Genomic DNA, 15,476 nt, shown 5'->3' with positions numbered 1-15,476 from the left:
ATGGCACAGAATTTCTCACTGAAAGATCAGTTGTTTAACGCCGAAAAGACCCGCTATCTGGCGGGGCTTTTTGCCGCTGCGGACCCGTCCTTTGACGCCGCGGCATTTGAGGGCAAGGTCCTGTCGCGCCTGACGGAACTGGAGCTGAAACAGCGGATGGCCTGGATCGCCGAATGCCTGCAGCAGGCGGTGCCCGGAGATTTGCCTGCCATTGCGCCGATCCTGTTGCGCGCCCTGCCGCCGCCGCTGGACCCGGGAAAGTCGGACGACGATTTTGGCGATTTCATCTTTGCCCCGCTGGGTGACTGGGTTGTGGCGGTGGGTCTGAACCATCCCGATCTGGCGTTGGACGTGCTTGAGGAACTGACCCAACGGTTCTCGATGGAATGGGCCATTCGCCCGTTCCTCAACCGGTACCCGGATCAGGTGTTGACGCGGATGGAGGCCTGGTGCGCGCATGACAGCTATCACGTGCGCCGTCTGGTCAGCGAAGGAACGCGGCCGCGCCTGCCTTGGGGGCAGGCGGTCGGGTTGGAACTGTCCGACCCTCTGCCATTGCTGGACCGGCTGCACGCCGACGGAACGCGCTATGTTACGAGGTCGGTCGCCAACCACCTGAACGACATCACCAAGAAAGACCCCGATCTGGTGCTGGATCGGCTGCAGAACTGGAGCCGCGCCGGATTGCAGGACCGGGCCGAACTGGACTGGATGACCACCCACACGCTGCGGGGATTGGTAAAGTCGGGCCATCGCCGGGCGATGAAGATGCTAGGCTATGATCCCGATATCGACATCTCGGTTTCGGTTCAGGTCAAGGGTGAGGCGCGGATCGGTGAGGCGATTGACTTTGACGTCGTGCTGAAAGGACCCGGAAAGCAGCCTGTGCTGGTTGACTATATCGTCCATTTTCAAAGGCCTGGCGGCAAAACCTCGGCCAAGGTGCACAAGCTGAAGCAGACCGTCCTGCAAGATGGTGCGCTGAGCCTGAGCAAAAAGCACAAGCTGAAGGGTGATGCGACGACTTTCAGGCTTGTTCCCGGCGCGCACCGGCTTGAAGTTCAGGTCAACGGTCAGGTGCATGCGGGCACCGACTTTGAGCTGCTCGGCCAGCATCCGTAACGCTCACGCTTTCGTCAGATTTCCAGCGCCCGGATTGCGCCCAACGATGGGCTGTATTAGCTGCGGAGCAGCCAGATAGGAAAGGGAACGCAGCAATGAAGCATGAAGCGGTGCAGAACTACTATGGCGAGGTGCTTCAGGGCAGCGCGGATTTGCAGACAAACGCCTGTTGCACGCCCGATGACATGCCGGACCACGTCAAAGGAATCCTGTCGCAAATTCATGATGATGTGCTGACCCGTTACTATGGCTGCGGGCTGATCGCGCCGCTGGACCTTGAGGGCATGCGCATTCTCGATCTGGGTTGCGGTGCCGGGCGTGATGTCTACGCCCTGTCTGCGATGGTCGGTGAAAAGGGACGCGTTGTCGGGGTCGACATGACCCCCGAACAGCTGGACGTGGCGCGCGCGCATCAGGATTTTCACGCCGCGGCCTTCGGGCATTCGGCAAGCAATGTCGAATTTCACCACGGATATATCGAGAAACTGGATGAGCTGGATCTGGAACCGGGGTCCTTCGATATCATCGTGTCAAACTGCGTCATCAACCTGGCCACGGATAAAGAGGCCGTACTGCGCGGCGCGCATCGTCTGCTGAAAGAGGGCGGAGAGATGTATTTCTCGGACGTCTATGCCGACCGCCGCATTCCGCAGGCGATGGCCGAGGATGAGGTGCTGTACGGCGAATGCCTCTCGGGCGCACTGTATTGGAACGATTTTCTGTCAATGTCGCGTAAGGCCGGTTTCGGCGATCCGCGCCGGGTCACGCACCGGCCGCTGACCATCGAGAATCCGGTGCTGGAGGCGCGCGTTGCGCCGCTCAGCTTCCTTTCAGCCACCTATCGACTGTTCAAATTGCCCGGGCTGGAACCCGCCTGTGAAGACTATGGACAGGCGGTGATCTACAAGGGCACGATCCCCAACGCCCCGCATCTGTTTGAACTGGACGATCACCATGCGATCGAGACCGGCAAGGTCTTTCCGGTCTGCGGCAACACCTGGATGATGCTGAAAGACACACGTTTTGCCCGCCATTTCGACTTCATCGGCGATTTCTCGACCCATTATGGAATCTTCGAGGGCTGCGGCGGCGAAAGCCCGTTTGAAGCCAGTGGTCAAGCCGCGTCGGGCGGCTGTTGCTGATCCCTTGCGCCTGACGGGCGGGGTTGCTATCCCCGCCCAAGCCCGATGAATTTGATCGGGAAAGGCAACGGGGTCCATCGGTGACAGGTAACGCAACTCCTCCTCGTCTGGAAATCCGCAATCTGATCGCCCGGTACGAGGGGCGCGTCGTCGTAGATGACGTCTCGTTGACAGTGCAGGCGGGGCAGGTGACCTGCCTGCTGGGACCATCGGGTTGCGGCAAATCCACCACGCTTCGGATGATCGCCGGGGTCGAGATGCAGGAATCAGGTGAAATCTATGTCGACGGAAAGCTGATCTGCGACACGGTTTTTCGTGTTCCGCCAGAGCGGCGCGAGATTGGTCTGATGTTTCAGGACTTCGCTCTGTTCCCGCATCTGAGCGTCGCCGACAACGTGGCCTTTGGTCTGAAGGGTCACAGGGACGAGAAACGCGCCCGCGTCGAGGAGCTGCTGACCAAGGTTGACCTGATGCGGTTTGCCGACAATTTCCCGCATCACCTGTCCGGCGGCGAACAACAGCGCGTGGCACTGGCCCGCGCGCTGGCGCCGCGCCCGCGCATCATGCTGATGGACGAGCCTTTCTCGGGTCTCGACAACCGTTTGCGCGACGGAATCCGGGATGAAACGCTGTCGATCCTAAAAGAAGAGGACGCCGCCGTAGTGTTGGTGACGCACGAGCCGGAAGAGGCGATGCGCATGGCCGACGAAATCGCCCTGATGCGTCGGGGCAAGATCGTTCAGCAGGGCGCGCCATACAATGTCTACACCCGGCCGGCGGATAAGGCGGCAGTTGCATTTTTCAGCGATGTCAACGTGTTGCGGGCGCAAGTTAACGGAGCTTTGGCGGATACGCCCTTTGGGCAGTTCCTGGCCCCGGGCGTGCCGGACGGCACCGATGTCGAGATTGTTTTCCGGCCGCAACACCTTCGTCTGGACTTTGACCGCAACGGCAAGGGGCCGCTGCCGACGGCCACCGACGGTGTCGCTGCGCGCGGTGTGGTTCAAAGAGCGCGGTTTCTGGGCAATGAAAGCCTGGTCGAATTCCGGATGGATCATAACGGATCGGTCCTGAAGGCCACGGTGCCGAATGTCTTCGTCCCCAGTCCCGGACGGGTCATGTGGCTGACCATTCGCCGGGATCGGTGCTTTGTTTTCCCGGTTTAGGGTCTGAACGTACAGTTTAGCCGCAAGTGGTGCGCGAAAGCCGCAGATTGCGAACGCCCGTCGCTTGCCGCCACGCGGGGGCGGGTCTATCAAGGGCAAAACGCGGGGGTGGACCGGGCAAATGCGTATTCTTCTGACCAATGATGACGGCATCAACGCGCCGGGGCTGATCGCGCTTGAGGCGATTGCCGCCGATCTGGCCGGCCCGGATGGCGAGGTCTGGGTGGTCGCGCCTGCTTTCGAACAGTCGGGCGTTGGCCATTGCATCAGCTATACGCACCCGATGATGGTGGCCAAACTGGGCGAGCGTCGCTTTGCCGCCGAGGGCTCGCCGGCCGACTGCGTACTGGCCGGGTTGCACGACATGATGAAGGATGCGCCGCCCGATCTGGTGTTGTCGGGGGTGAACCGGGGCAACAACTCGGCAGAGAATACGCTGTATTCCGGCACAATCGGCGGCGCGATGGAGGCCGCGTTGCAAGGTGTTCCGGCCATCGCGCTGTCGCAGTATTTCGGCCCGCGCAATCTGGGTCTGGAGGACCCGTTCGAAACCGCGACCCGCTTCGGGGCCGATCTGGTGCGGAAGATCCTGGACGCGACACCGGCGGATCAGGGCGATTACCGCCTGTTTTACAACGTGAATTTCCCGCCCGTGCCTGCGGATGAGGTACTGGGCACGCGGGTTGCGCCGCAAGGGTACCGCCGCGACACGCGGTTTTCTGTCGAACCGCACAGCTCGCCTTCCGGGCGGCGGTTTCTGTGGATCAAAGGGGGCTATCAGCACAACCCGACGGCCCCGGGCACGGATGCGGCGGTGAATCTGGCGGGGTATATCTCGGTCACCCCGATGCGGGCCGACCTGACGGCCTATGATACGCTGGAGGCACTGAAGTCAATCGAATGAGCGGACTGAACCCCGAAACCACAATGCAGTTCCTGTTTGCCCTGCGATCCCGTGGGGTGACGGACGCGCGCGTTCTGGCCGCGATGGAACAGATCGACCGGGGGCGCTTTGTCACGGGTCTGTTCGCGGAACGCGCCTATGAGGATACGCCACTGCCGATTGCCTGTGGTCAGACGATCAGCCAACCTTCGGTCGTGGGTCTGATGACGCAGGCGCTGGAGGTAAGCCCAAGGGACACGGTTCTGGAGGTCGGGACCGGCTCGGGCTATCAGGCGGCGATCCTGTCGAAGCTGGCGCGCCGGGTCTATACGGTCGAGCGCCACAAGCGGCTGGTCCGCGAAACCGGACAGCTGTTCCGCGAGATGGGCCTGACCAATGTCACCGCGATGTTGTCTGACGGGTCGTTCGGCCTGCCCGAGCAGGCACCGTTCGACCGGATCATCGTGACCGCCGCCGCCGAGGACCCGCCCGGGCCGCTCTTGGCGCAGCTTAAAATCGGCGGTATCATGGTCTTGCCGGTGGGACAGTCGGATGCGGTTCAGACCCTGATCAGGGTCAGGCGGACCGAGACCGGCCTGGACTATGACGAATTGTTGCCCGTCCGTTTCGTGCCCTTGTTGGAAGGGCTTGGAAAAGACGGGGCGTAAAGGAATATTCTGCAAATGCGCCGGAACCCCGGGGAACAGGGGCAGGTGTTGAGGACAGTTAAAATGAGAGCAGTTTCCAAATCAGCGATGCGCCGCTGCGCGACAGGGGTGGCAGCTTTGGCAATTCTGGCCGGGTGCGAAGGCCCGCTGGACTATGATCTGCGCGGGCAGGTTGGCGGGTTTTCGACCGCTGACGCCGTGCAATCCGCGACCGCCAACCGGCCGTCGCCGGACGCGCGCGGTGTAATCACCTATCCGACCTATCAGGTGGCGGTTGCGCGCAGGGGGGACTCGGTCAGCGATGTGGCGGCCCGTGTTGGCCTGCCTGCCGGGGAACTGGCCAGGTTCAACGGCCTGCAACCCTCGGACACACTGCGCGACGGCGAGGTGATCGCATTGCCCCGCGCGGTCGGTGCCGCAAGCAGTGTCGACATTGCGACCATCGCCGGTACTGCAATTGACGAAGCGCCTGCGGATGGCGGGGTCCGGACATCGGCGCTGGAGCCTGCGCAGCCTGCGGCCGCGACCGCTCCGGCACCTGCCCCGGCGCCCACCGGCCCCGAGCCGATCCGGCACAAGGTCAAGCGGGGCGAGACAGCCTATACCATCTCGCGTCTGTACGACGTGCCGGTCGATGCGCTGGCGGACTGGAACGGCCTGGGGCCGGACTTTACGGTTCGGGAAGGTCAGTTCCTGCTGATCCCGGTCAAGAACCAGCCCGCGCCGCAGCAGGCTGCAGTTCCCGCCGGCAACGTGACACAGCCGGGCCAGGGGTCGCCGACCCCGACCCCGCCCAGTGCGACCCAACCGCTGCCGGACGAGGTGATTGCACCAGCCACACCGGCACCGGACGTCACCGCCGAAGCCCCCACCAATCAGGGCAGTTCGCCCCTGGGCCTGCCGGTGACCGGAACGATCATCCGGACCTATGACAAGGGCAAAAACGAGGGCATCGACATCGCCGCCGCCCCGGGCAGCGCAGTCAATGCAGCCGAGGCCGGGACTATTGCGGCCATCACCGCCGACGCCGATCAGGTTCCGATCATTGTGGTCAAGCACAACAGCGACCTGCTGACGGTCTATGCCAATGTCGACAAGATCACGGTCAAAAAGGGCGACCGAGTGCGTCGCGGGCAGCAGATCGCGTCTTTGCGGGGCGGCGACAATGCCTATGTCCATTTCGAGGTGCGCAAGGGGTTCGAATCCGTCGATCCCGAACCCTATCTCAAGTGACCGAAATGGCCCTTGACGGGCCATGCCTCCGGCGGAGGTATTTTCAGCCAGGTGAAGCGGCGGGTCAGGCGTGGGGGTCGTAGTCGCTGAGCCGTTTGCCGGGCTCGTCAGCGAAGATTTCCGGCAAGGGTGAGACGGCTTCGATCAGGTCGATCCGAAAAACGCGGAACCCCTCGCGCAGTTCGCACCATGACGTCAGGGTCCAGACACGACCCCAATATTCCATGTGCAGCGGGCGGATGGTGCGCTCGGTCAGAACGCCATCGATGCGACGGTAGGACAGACGCAGTTTCTGGCGCGATTTGATGGCGGCGCGGATCGGGGCCATATGCGCCAGTCCGCGGGCGGCGTCGGCAAAGGGGTAGACGGCGAATTTCCAGCTATCGGCCTCGGCCACGACCTGCGTTGGCAGCACGGCGTCGATCTTGTCGGCAAGCGTTTCAGCGGCGGCTTTCAGATCGGGGTCGGCGGCTTCGGCCACAATGGCCATGCCGAGATTCAGCGCCTCAAGCTCTGCCGGGGTCAGGTTCAGCGGGGGCAGGGTGATCTGCTCGCGCACCATATAGCCCACGCCGCGCTCACCCTCGACCGGGACACCCGAGGCGGCCAGCGTATCCATGTCGCGATAGATGGTGCGGACCGACACTTCTAGCCGGTCCGCGATATCCTGCGCGCGGTGCAGTTTGCCGTCGCGCAGGATCTGGATAATGTCGAACAGGCGGTCAGTGCGGCGCATGACCTGCCGTCCCGACCCGCATCAGGCGATCATGTTCCATAGCACATTCTCGTGACGCATCTGGATGCTTTCAGGGTTGATGGCGGCCATCAGGCCGGCGCAGAACTCCTGCTGCGGGAATTGGGCAGCGGCGTCCTTTGCAGCCTTCATGTCCGTCCAGACGACATAATCGGTCCAACGTCCATCTTCGCCCTGGCTCAACTGGCGATGGGCAAATCCGGGGGCTGACCGCACAAACGCCTCTGACGCCTGGCTGAGCTTTACGAATTCCTCTGCCGTGGTGCCGTTGGCGAGGGTGAAGGTGACGATTTCTGCAACATGGGTCATTTGAATCTCCGTAGACCAGGTTTCGATACCCCCTGATTATCGCCCACCAACTGACATAAACCTGTCAGTTGGAAATGGCCAGCCTGCAAAAATCGCGTGATCCGTTCACATTTCGGCGCGAAACCAGCCTGCCTGACTTTTGCGCGCGGTTCTGCGGGCGTAGACACGGACGCAGATCGTATTCCCGGCGCACCGCGCCGATGTAAGAGGAGAAAAGACATGCTCAACAATATTGGCCTTCCCGGCCTTCTGCTGATTGCCGTTGTGGTACTGGTGCTGTTCGGCCGCGGCAAGATCAGCTCGCTGATGGGCGAAGTGGGCAAAGGCATCACCTCGTTCAAGAAAGGCGTGCGCGAAGGCGCGGACGAGCTGGAGCAGGACGCTGCCGAGGTTGCCAAGGACGTCACGCCCGAGACCGACAAAGACAAGGTCTAAGCGCAGATGTTTGATCTGGGCTGGACCGAGCTTCTGGTCATCGGCGTTGTTGCCCTGATCGTCGTGGGGCCAAAGGACCTGCCGGTGCTGTTTCGCAATGTCGGTCGTTTCGTCGGCAAAGCCCGTGGCATGGCGCGCGAGTTCTCAAGCGCGATGAACGAAGCGGCGGATCAGGCGGGGGTGAACGAGATCAAGAAGGGTCTGAACGCGGCCGCCAACCCTGTCGGCAGCGCCATGGACGGCGTAAAAGAAGCCGCGCAGGAAATGGCAAAGAGCATTGATCCGACCAAGTTCGATCCCGACAGCGAAACCGGCAAACTGGCGGCCGAGCGGGCAGAGCAGGCCAAGAAGATTCAGGCCACAAGTGCCCGGGCCACTGCTGAACGCAAGGCAAAGGAAGCCGCGGAAGCGCTGGCCAGGGCCGAAGAGGCCGAAGCCGCGCTGAAAACCGAAAGCAAGACATGACCAAGACTGACGAGATCGAAGATACCTCGGCCCCATTGATCGAGCATCTGGCTGAGCTGCGCACGCGGCTGATTCACTGTGTCGTGGCGTTTCTGGTCGGGATGATCATCTGTTTTACGGTTGCCACACCGCTTTTCAACTTCCTGACTAACCCATTGTGCGAGGTTTTGGCCGAGCGCGGGCAAGATTGCGGGCTGATCTTCATTTCACCGCAGGAAGGGTTCTTTGTCGCCATCAAGGTTTCGCTGCTGGGCGGATTCATTCTGGCCTTCCCCTATATCGGGATGCAGATGTGGCGGTTTGTGGCACCCGGGCTGTACCGGTCGGAAAAGAACGCGTTTCTGCCGTTCATGCTGGCCTCGCCCTTCATGTTCCTGCTGGGCGCGAGCTTTGCCTTCTATGTGGTGACACCGCTGGCCTATGACTTCTTTCTGGGCTTCCAGCAGTTCGGCGCCGAAGGAGAGGCCGTGACCGATGGCACAACGGCCGCACCGCTGAGCGTGGTGTTTCAGGGCTCGGCGCAGGAATACCTGAACCTGACCATCAAGTTCATCGTGGCCTTTGGCCTGTGTTTCCAGCTTCCGGTTCTGCTGACCCTGATGGGCAAAGCCGGACTGGTCACGGCAGAAGGGCTGGGCAGCGTGCGCAAATACGCCGTGGTCGCTATTCTGGTGCTGGCCGCGCTTGTCACCCCGCCAGATGTTATCACGCAAGTCATCTTGTTCGTTGTGGTCTATGGCCTTTACGAGGTGTCGATCTTCCTGGTCGCCCGCGTCGAGAAGAAGCGCGAAGAACAACTGCGCGCCGATGGCTATTATGATGACGACGAGGAAGAAGCGGATGAAGAGATCGTTCGCGAAGAAGACGGCAAGTAATACCGCTGTACGCTAAGGAACAGGCGCGCCCGCTCGTGGCGCGCCTTTTTCGTGCGCGACCCTTGTTGCGCCGGGCGGAACATGGTTTGAAACCTGCAAGACACCGCCGGAGGAACCAATGGACGACCAAGCCCTGAACCGTATCGCCGATGCGCTGGAACGGATGGCACCGGCGCCTCTGGCCGCGCCCGATTTCGGGGCCGCACCGGCCTTCGTCTGGCATGTGGAGCCGGACCGGCTGGAGCCTGTCACGCGGATCAACCGTGTCGATCTGGATCTGCTGGTCGGCATCAACCGCTCGCGCGACACGCTGCTCGACAATACGCGCCGGTTTGCGGAAGGGTACAAGGCCAATAACGCGCTGCTCTGGGGCGCACGGGGCATGGGCAAGTCCAGCCTCGTCAAGGCAGTCCACGGCACGCTGTTAACGGAGTACCCCGACCTGAAACTGGTTGAGCTTCAGCGTGAGGATATGGGCTCGGTCGCGCGCCTGCTGAACCACCTGCGCGCGTCTTCGCACCGGTTCATCCTGTTCTGTGATGATCTGTCGTTCAGCCACGATGACCAGCATTACAAATCGCTCAAGGCGGTTCTGGACGGTGGCATCGAAGGCCGGCCTGAAAACGTGGTGTTCTATGCCACCTCGAACCGCCGCCATCTGATGCCGCGGGACATGATCGAAAACGAACGCTCCAGCGCCATCAACCCGTCCGAGGCGGTCGAGGAAAAGGTCTCGCTATCCGACCGGTTCGGTCTGTGGCTGGGTTTCCACCCCTGCGATCAGGACGAATATCTGGCGATGATCGACCGATACTGTGCGGCTTATGGCGTTTCTGTAGACGCAGACACCCTGCGCGCCGAAGCGATCGAATGGCAGGCCACGCGCGGCGCACGGTCGGGCCGCGTGGCGTGGCAGTTCTTCGTCGATCTGGCTGGGCGCAGCGGTGTGCATATCGCCTGATCCGCCCGGTTCGTCTGGCTGAAATAATCGCAGCCGCTGGTCTGGCCCGACACGGGCCATTCTTACAGCTGCGCCAGTATCCGCGCAGCTTCATCCGTTGTGCTTGTCAACGCTTCCCTGTCCTCGCCGGGATGGAACCGGGCGCGTACAGCGGTTGGCATCGGCGCAGGTTCGACAATCGACACACGCGGACCGGTGCGTTCCGTCTCGGCGGCCCAGCTGCGGGCCAGAGCCATCTGTGCGGCTTTTGTCGCGCCATAGATGCCATAGAATTTCTCGCCCGCCTTGGGGTCGTCGAAAAACACCGCATGCCCGGTTTCGCCCAGTAAGGGGGCGATATAGGGGATCAGAACCGATGTGGCGGTGGCGTTGATGTTGCTGGCCTTGGTCCACTCTTTGGAGTCGACGAAATGCGCTGGCGTCAGGGCCGAGGTGTGAACCGCAGTGTGCATCCACAGGTCCACCTTGCCCCAGCGGTCATGGATGCCCCGGCACAGGGTTGCCATGGCGTTCGGGTCGGCGATGTCCATCGGGGCAAGGGTCGCCGCGCCGCCTTTGGCCTTGATGCGGTCGTCCAGTTCTTCCAGCCCGCCGGTGGTGCGGGCGACGGCAACGATGTGATACTCGGGCGCCAGCGCCTCGGCCAGGGCGGCGCCCAGCCCGCGCGAAGCCCCGGTGATTAGGGCAATTTTGGTCTGATCGGTCATGACAGCGGTTTGAACCCCTGCGCGCAGGGCGTCAAGACAGATTAGCTGCCGGGGATCACGATCCGCTTGGTCTGGCCGCTTTGTCGCAGTATGACGCCTTCGGCATCAATCGCGACCACTGTGCCCGAGGAAACGCGGCTGCCCAGCTTGACCTCTTTCACACGACCCGATGACATCCGCACCAGCGCGCGCATGTCGGCTTTGGGCCCAAAGACCCCAAGGACCGAGACGGAGTTCTTCTTCAGCGCGCCCTTCTGCGTGGCCGCGCTTTTGACGGTTGCGTTTGACATGTAATGCGGTCGGGCAAAATCGCCCCGACCCCTTGTTGTGAGTGGTTGGAAGTCAGCGGCCTACCAAACCAAAGACCAGAGTAAAAGCCCGACCCGGCGTCGCAATTCCCGCCATCCGGTGCGCCTCGACGAACCCCTTGCGATTACATTTTCTTCGCCGCTGGGTTGTGGGCGAAATCTTACCGAGCGGATGCGACAACCGGCTAACGCAAGGCCCGCTTCGCGTCTGCAAAACGGGCCTTGCGCGGGTATTGATTCGGCTCTTGGACCGTTCGGATTGCGGATCAGCCAGACGCCAGTTTGGCCGCGTTCCACGATCCCCCGGGAACCTGCATATCCTGTCGCTTTTTGCTAACGCGCGAGCTGTTTTCCAGGCTGTCCAGATAGTCGTCGCTGACGCTGCCCGTGATGTAGTCTCCGTCAAAACACGAGCAATCAAAGGCTCCGATGTCGGGATTGCCTTCCTTGGCCGCCCAGATCAGATCGTCCAGATGCTGATAGAACAGGGCATCCGCGCCCAGTTCCTGACGGATCTCTTCGATGTCCTTACCGTTTGCGATCAGCTCATGCTTGGTCGGCATGTCGATCCCGTAGACATTGGGAAACTTCACCGGCGGCGAGGCGCTGGCGACAAATACCTTGCGGGCACCGGCGTCGCGGCACATCTGGACGATCTTCTTGATCGTGTTGCCGCGTACGATCGAATCGTCGATCAGCAGGACGTTGTGACCCTTGAACTCCAGCGGCACCGCATTCAGCTTGCGGCGCACGGATTTCTGCCGTTCTTCCTGACCGGGCATGATGAATGTCCGCCCGACATAGCGGTTTTTGACCAGACCTTCGCGGTACGGAATTCCGGTGGCCTTGGCCACCTCAAGCGCAACGGGGCGGGCGCTGTCGGGCACCGGGATGATCCGGTCGATATCCAGACCGGCGGATTCGATCTGCCGCGCCAGGGTCTGGCCCATGCGCATCTGCGTTTTATAAACCGAAACCCCGTCCAGCATGGAATCCGGGCGGGCAAGGTAGACATATTCGAATATACAGGGGGTCAGCTTGCCCTCGACGGCCTGGAAGGTGTGCATGTTGCCTTCAAGGTCGATCAGAATGGCCTCGCCGGGATCGAGATCGCGCAGCTTTTCGAACCCGTTGATGCCAAAGGCCACGTCTTCCGAGGCAAAGGCATAATCGTCGCCGTCGCCCGTGGCCGCGCGCATCGCCACCGACAGCGGGCGAATGCCGTAGGGGTCGCGGAATGCCAGCATGCCCACACCGGCGATCAGGCAGATGACGGAATAAGCGCCCTGAACACGCTCCATCGTCATCTTCACACCGGCAAAGATGTTCCGGATCGGATCAACGGTTCCGTTGACCTTGATGGCGTCAGAAACCTTGTCGGCCAGCACGTTCAGCAGAATTTCGGAATCCGACGTGGTGCGCAGGTGACGGCTGTATTTACCGGTGACCTTCTCGCGCTGCTCGGCCGTGTTGGTGATATTGCCGTTATGGACCAGGTAAATGCCATAAGGGGCATTCACAAAAAACGGCTGTGCCTCAGCCGCGCTGAGCGACCCGGCGGTGGGATAGCGGACATGGCCGATCCCGACCTTGCCCAGAAGGGTTTCGGCGTCCTGTACGTTAAAGACGTCCTTGACCAGACCGTTCGCCTTCTTCTCGCGGAAGAACTCGCCGTTATAGGTGACGATGCCCGAGGCGTCCTGACCCCGGTGCTGCAACATCAGCAGCCCGTCATAGATTTCCGCAAAGACATCATGTGTCCTGCTTGCGATCCCCAAAATCCCACACATGCACGGGCTCCAATTTCTATGACGTTTTTTCGTTGATCAGGGTTTCGGTGCGGAATGTCTGCACGTCTGCATCTGAATACATCTTCAACCATCCAGACGGTGGCTGTTACGCGCGGCATCACCGGGGGCGGGCGCGAAAGTACACAGATACAGCAAGATCGGCAGCTCCGATTCCATGTCAGTTCGGCATTCACATAAAGCCTAACGATGGCTGTGTCATCAAAGGATCACATCTGCGATTTGACGCAGGTGGATTTTGCTGTGAAACGCATGAAAAGGTGACATCGGCAAAGCCTTATGCTGTCATAGAGAAAGCAAAAGGTGTTCCGGACGCCCGCGATTTAATCGGAAGTCAGCCATGAGGCCACACAAGCAAGCCGTAAAGAAGGAAGAGCCCGTGAAACGCCGGTGCCACCGCTGCCGGGGGATGGGTCGCGCGCCCTGTCAGATCTGCAACGGGTCCGGTGAGGTGATCAAAAGCCGGGATATCCACGGAAAACCGGTCCTCAGCCGTTGTGACGGGTGTTTCGGTCTCAAGAACATCAGATGCACTGTGTGCGGCGGCGAGGGGTTCGTCTGAAACCCGCCTGCTGATACTTGCGCCTTGAAAAAAGCCCGGTCGGAACCGGGCTTTCTTGTTACTCGGTGGTCGTTGGGGCCGTCTGTTCACCGGACGCTTCAGAGCCTGCGCCACAGCTTGCCACCAGTTCTTCGTACTGACGGGTTACCCAGCCCAGGGCCTGTTCCGGGTTCTGTTCTTCGATCCGGTCGCTGAACTGCTCGAACACCTTGGCAGAGCGGCTTTCGTCAACGATTGTATAGGATTGGCCGGTCATCACGGTGTCATAGACGAAAAACGCGATGGCGACCAACAGGATGCCGCGCGCGATGCCGAAAAAGAACCCCAGCGCCTGATCCAGCCCGCCAAGCGCCGAGCGCTGGACGATCGACGAGAACAACGGAGTAAAGATGCTGACCACGATCAGCGCGATGGCAAAGACGGCGGCAAAGCCGGTGATGACCGAAAGCTCGCAACTGTCGCGCAGAAAGTCGCCGACCACCGGGATCTCTTTCACCAGCGGCACGGCCTGGGGCGCAAAGATAAAGGCCAGCACGGCGGCCGCAACCCAGCCTGCAATCGCCAGAACCTCGCGCAGCAAGCCACGAGAATAGGCCAGCAAGCCCGACACGACGATGATCAGGGCGACCACCCCGTCAATGATTGTAAAACCTTCCATGGCCCTCGCCCGTAATTTTTTCTGCCTCTCAAGGCGTTACCTTAACCTGCTCCGAAGGTTTCGCCAACAAACCCGACCAAATCAGAGGGTCGGGTGAGTGTCAGACCTGCCACAGTGCCGGTTTTGCCGCCTGCCGGAGCGATTGCCGATGTGAAACCAAGTTTTTGCGCTTCTTTCAACCTGTTTTCGGTCTGCGGCGCCGGTCTAAGTGCCCCGGATAACGAGATTTCTCCGAAAACGACCGTATCAGCGGGCAGGGCGGTGTCTTCACGCGCGCTCAGTAACGCTGCGGCAACGGCCAGATCGGCCGCGGGTTCGCTCACTTTCAGCCCGCCGGCGACGTTCAGGTAGACGTCGAGCCCCGCGAAGGGGATGCCGCAGCGCGCTTCTAACACGGCGAGGATCATCGCCAGTCGACCGCTGTCCCATCCGACAACGGTGCGGCGCGGCTGCGAATGGGGCGAGGGGGCGACCAGCGCCTGCAACTCGACCAAGACGGGCCGGGTGCCCTCAATGCCTGCAAACACCGCTGATCCGGGGCTGGGCGTGCCGCGCTCCGACAGGAACAACGCCGAAGGGTTGGTGACCTGTGCCAGCCCCTTGCCCGTCATTTCGAACACGCCGATCTCATCTGCGGGGCCAAAGCGGTTTTTGACGGCGCGCAGGATGCGGAACTGATGGCCGCGCTCGCCTTCGAAATAGAGAACGGTATCGACCATATGCTCGACCACACGGGGACCGGCGATCTGACCTTCCTTGGTGACGTGGCCGACCATTATGATCGACACGCCATGGCGTTTGGCAAAGGTGGTCAGTTCGTGGGCGGCGGCACGCACCTGGCTGACGGATCCCGGCGCGCTGTCCACATTGTCGGCCCACATGGTCTGGATCGAGTCGATGATCGCAAGACCGGGCTTTTCGGCCTCAAGCGTTGTGAGAATATTGCGCAGGTTGGTCTCCGCCGCCAGCTGAACCGGCGCGTCCTCAAGCCCCAGACGGCGCGCGCGCATGCGGACTTGTGCGCTGGCTTCTTCGCCCGAGACATAGATGGTTTTCACACCCGCGCGGGAAAAGCGTGCTGCGGCCTGCAGCAACAGAGTGGATTTTCCGATGCCGGGGTCGCCGCCCACCAGCAGGGCCGAGGCGGGGACAAGGCCGCCGCCCAGCACACGATCCAGTTCCTCGACCCCGCAGAGGGTGCGGGGCGGGGGTGTTTCCTCGGTGGACAGGTCCGTGAGTGCGATGGACTGGCCGCGCTTGCCGCCGAGGGATTTCTTTGCGGGGCCCGCCGAAAGGGGGACGTCCTGGGTGATCGTGTTCCACTCACCGCATCCGTCACAGCGCCCGGTCCAGCGCGAATGCGACGCGCCACAGGCCGAGCAGGAAAAAGTCGTCTTTGCCATGCGGCCCTTGGTGCCCG

Annotated in this window: 17 protein-coding genes; 10 read left to right on the top strand and 7 right to left on the bottom strand. The window is 61.6% G+C overall.

The window, feature by feature from the left end; genetic code table 11:
* From ACR0D8_RS07140 to ACR0D8_RS07115, 6 genes are all read left to right on the top strand, one after another.
* Complete coding sequence (locus ACR0D8_RS07140; RefSeq protein WP_480645474.1) at positions 1–1,122, top strand: DNA alkylation repair protein; 1,122 nt, start codon at positions 1–3, stop codon at positions 1,120–1,122.
* A gap of 95 nt (positions 1,123–1,217) precedes the next feature.
* A complete protein-coding gene (locus tag ACR0D8_RS07135) occupies positions 1,218–2,264 on the top strand; it encodes a methyltransferase domain-containing protein (RefSeq protein ID WP_480645472.1) in 1,047 nt (348 codons plus the stop codon).
* A gap of 80 nt (positions 2,265–2,344) precedes the next feature.
* Positions 2,345–3,430, top strand: a complete 1,086-nt coding sequence (locus ACR0D8_RS07130; RefSeq protein WP_480645471.1) for an ABC transporter ATP-binding protein — start codon at positions 2,345–2,347, stop codon at positions 3,428–3,430.
* A gap of 121 nt (positions 3,431–3,551) precedes the next feature.
* Complete coding sequence (surE, locus tag ACR0D8_RS07125) at positions 3,552–4,334, top strand: 5'/3'-nucleotidase SurE (protein WP_480645469.1); 783 nt, start codon at positions 3,552–3,554, stop codon at positions 4,332–4,334.
* Positions 4,331–4,981: a protein-L-isoaspartate(D-aspartate) O-methyltransferase gene (locus ACR0D8_RS07120; protein WP_475161210.1), complete on the top strand. Its 651-nt coding sequence runs from the start codon at positions 4,331–4,333 to the stop codon at positions 4,979–4,981. The genes surE and ACR0D8_RS07120 overlap by 4 nt, the downstream gene beginning before the upstream one ends.
* Positions 4,982–5,044: 63 nt before the next feature.
* Positions 5,045–6,214 carry a peptidoglycan DD-metalloendopeptidase family protein gene (locus tag ACR0D8_RS07115; RefSeq protein ID WP_480645468.1) on the top strand — a complete coding sequence of 390 codons (1,170 nt, stop codon included), beginning with the start codon at positions 5,045–5,047 and terminating at the stop codon, positions 6,212–6,214.
* Positions 6,215–6,278: 64 nt separating this feature from the next.
* Here ACR0D8_RS07115 and ACR0D8_RS07110 read toward each other — a convergent pair whose 3' ends face one another.
* Positions 6,279–6,950: a helix-turn-helix transcriptional regulator gene (locus ACR0D8_RS07110; RefSeq protein WP_475161204.1), complete on the bottom strand. Its 672-nt coding sequence runs from the start codon at positions 6,948–6,950 to the stop codon at positions 6,279–6,281.
* A gap of 21 nt (positions 6,951–6,971) precedes the next feature.
* Positions 6,972–7,277, bottom strand: a complete 306-nt coding sequence (locus tag ACR0D8_RS07105; protein ID WP_475161202.1) for a hypothetical protein — start codon at positions 7,275–7,277, stop codon at positions 6,972–6,974.
* Positions 7,278–7,496: 219 nt separating this feature from the next.
* Here ACR0D8_RS07105 and ACR0D8_RS07100 point away from each other — a divergent pair, with 219 nt between their 5' ends.
* The 4 genes from ACR0D8_RS07100 to ACR0D8_RS07085 all read left to right on the top strand — a co-directional run bounded on the left by ACR0D8_RS07100 (position 7,497) and on the right by ACR0D8_RS07085 (position 10,013).
* Positions 7,497–7,712: a twin-arginine translocase TatA/TatE family subunit gene (locus ACR0D8_RS07100; RefSeq protein WP_475161200.1), complete on the top strand. Its 216-nt coding sequence runs from the start codon at positions 7,497–7,499 to the stop codon at positions 7,710–7,712.
* 6 nt (positions 7,713–7,718) lie between these two features.
* Complete coding sequence (tatB, locus tag ACR0D8_RS07095; RefSeq protein ID WP_480645466.1) at positions 7,719–8,177, top strand: Sec-independent protein translocase protein TatB; 459 nt, start codon at positions 7,719–7,721, stop codon at positions 8,175–8,177.
* Positions 8,174–9,052 carry a twin-arginine translocase subunit TatC gene (tatC, locus tag ACR0D8_RS07090; RefSeq protein WP_475161196.1) on the top strand — a complete coding sequence of 293 codons (879 nt, stop codon included), beginning with the start codon at positions 8,174–8,176 and terminating at the stop codon, positions 9,050–9,052. Before tatB ends, tatC begins: the two co-directional genes overlap by 4 nt.
* A 118-nt stretch (positions 9,053–9,170) precedes the next feature.
* Positions 9,171–10,013, top strand: coding sequence for an ATP-binding protein (locus ACR0D8_RS07085; protein WP_480645465.1), 843 nt, complete (start codon positions 9,171–9,173; stop codon positions 10,011–10,013).
* A gap of 62 nt (positions 10,014–10,075) precedes the next feature.
* Here the strand turns inward: ACR0D8_RS07085 and ACR0D8_RS07080 are convergent, their stop codons facing one another.
* From ACR0D8_RS07080 to radA, 5 genes are all read right to left on the bottom strand, one after another.
* Positions 10,076–10,720: an SDR family NAD(P)-dependent oxidoreductase gene (locus tag ACR0D8_RS07080; RefSeq protein WP_475161194.1), complete on the bottom strand. Its 645-nt coding sequence runs from the start codon at positions 10,718–10,720 to the stop codon at positions 10,076–10,078.
* A 41-nt stretch (positions 10,721–10,761) separates the two neighbouring features.
* Positions 10,762–11,010 carry a hypothetical protein gene (locus ACR0D8_RS07075; protein WP_475161192.1) on the bottom strand — a complete coding sequence of 83 codons (249 nt, stop codon included), beginning with the start codon at positions 11,008–11,010 and terminating at the stop codon, positions 10,762–10,764.
* Between the two features lie 284 nt (positions 11,011–11,294).
* Positions 11,295–12,818, bottom strand: coding sequence for an amidophosphoribosyltransferase (purF, locus tag ACR0D8_RS07070; RefSeq protein WP_475161189.1), 1,524 nt, complete (start codon positions 12,816–12,818; stop codon positions 11,295–11,297).
* Positions 12,819–13,456: 638 nt separating this feature from the next.
* Positions 13,457–14,056, bottom strand: a complete 600-nt coding sequence (locus tag ACR0D8_RS07065; protein ID WP_480645463.1) for a CvpA family protein — start codon at positions 14,054–14,056, stop codon at positions 13,457–13,459.
* Positions 14,057–14,097: 41 nt separating this feature from the next.
* On the bottom strand, positions 14,098–15,459 hold the full coding sequence (radA, locus tag ACR0D8_RS07060; RefSeq protein ID WP_480645461.1) for a DNA repair protein RadA: 1,362 nt from the start codon (positions 15,457–15,459) through the stop codon (positions 14,098–14,100).
* Positions 15,460–15,476: the final 17 nt, after the last annotated feature.

The sequence above is a fragment of the Ruegeria sp. BG10 genome (assembly GCF_056538575.1).
This window is presented reverse-complemented; position numbering and strand designations above follow the sequence as displayed.

Coding starts and splice junctions, on each gene's coding strand:
- ACR0D8_RS07140 (WP_480645474.1), top strand. CDS start 1: ATGGCACAGAATTTCTCACTGAAAGATCAGTTGTTTAACGCCGAAAAG.
- ACR0D8_RS07135 (WP_480645472.1), top strand. CDS start 1,218: ATGAAGCATGAAGCGGTGCAGAACTACTATGGCGAGGTGCTTCAGGGC.
- surE (WP_480645469.1), top strand. CDS start 3,552: ATGCGTATTCTTCTGACCAATGATGACGGCATCAACGCGCCGGGGCTG.
- ACR0D8_RS07120 (WP_475161210.1), top strand. CDS start 4,331: ATGAGCGGACTGAACCCCGAAACCACAATGCAGTTCCTGTTTGCCCTG.
- ACR0D8_RS07115 (WP_480645468.1), top strand. CDS start 5,045: ATGAGAGCAGTTTCCAAATCAGCGATGCGCCGCTGCGCGACAGGGGTG.
- ACR0D8_RS07110 (WP_475161204.1), bottom strand. CDS start 6,950: ATGCGCCGCACTGACCGCCTGTTCGACATTATCCAGATCCTGCGCGAC.
- ACR0D8_RS07105 (WP_475161202.1), bottom strand. CDS start 7,277: ATGACCCATGTTGCAGAAATCGTCACCTTCACCCTCGCCAACGGCACC.
- ACR0D8_RS07100 (WP_475161200.1), top strand. CDS start 7,497: ATGCTCAACAATATTGGCCTTCCCGGCCTTCTGCTGATTGCCGTTGTG.
- tatB (WP_480645466.1), top strand. CDS start 7,719: ATGTTTGATCTGGGCTGGACCGAGCTTCTGGTCATCGGCGTTGTTGCC.
- tatC (WP_475161196.1), top strand. CDS start 8,174: ATGACCAAGACTGACGAGATCGAAGATACCTCGGCCCCATTGATCGAG.
- ACR0D8_RS07085 (WP_480645465.1), top strand. CDS start 9,171: ATGGACGACCAAGCCCTGAACCGTATCGCCGATGCGCTGGAACGGATG.
- ACR0D8_RS07080 (WP_475161194.1), bottom strand. CDS start 10,720: ATGACCGATCAGACCAAAATTGCCCTAATCACCGGGGCTTCGCGCGGG.
- ACR0D8_RS07075 (WP_475161192.1), bottom strand. CDS start 11,010: ATGTCAAACGCAACCGTCAAAAGCGCGGCCACGCAGAAGGGCGCGCTG.
- purF (WP_475161189.1), bottom strand. CDS start 12,818: ATGTGTGGGATTTTGGGGATCGCAAGCAGGACACATGATGTCTTTGCG.
- ACR0D8_RS07065 (WP_480645463.1), bottom strand. CDS start 14,056: ATGGAAGGTTTTACAATCATTGACGGGGTGGTCGCCCTGATCATCGTC.
- radA (WP_480645461.1), bottom strand. CDS start 15,459: ATGGCAAAGACGACTTTTTCCTGCTCGGCCTGTGGCGCGTCGCATTCG.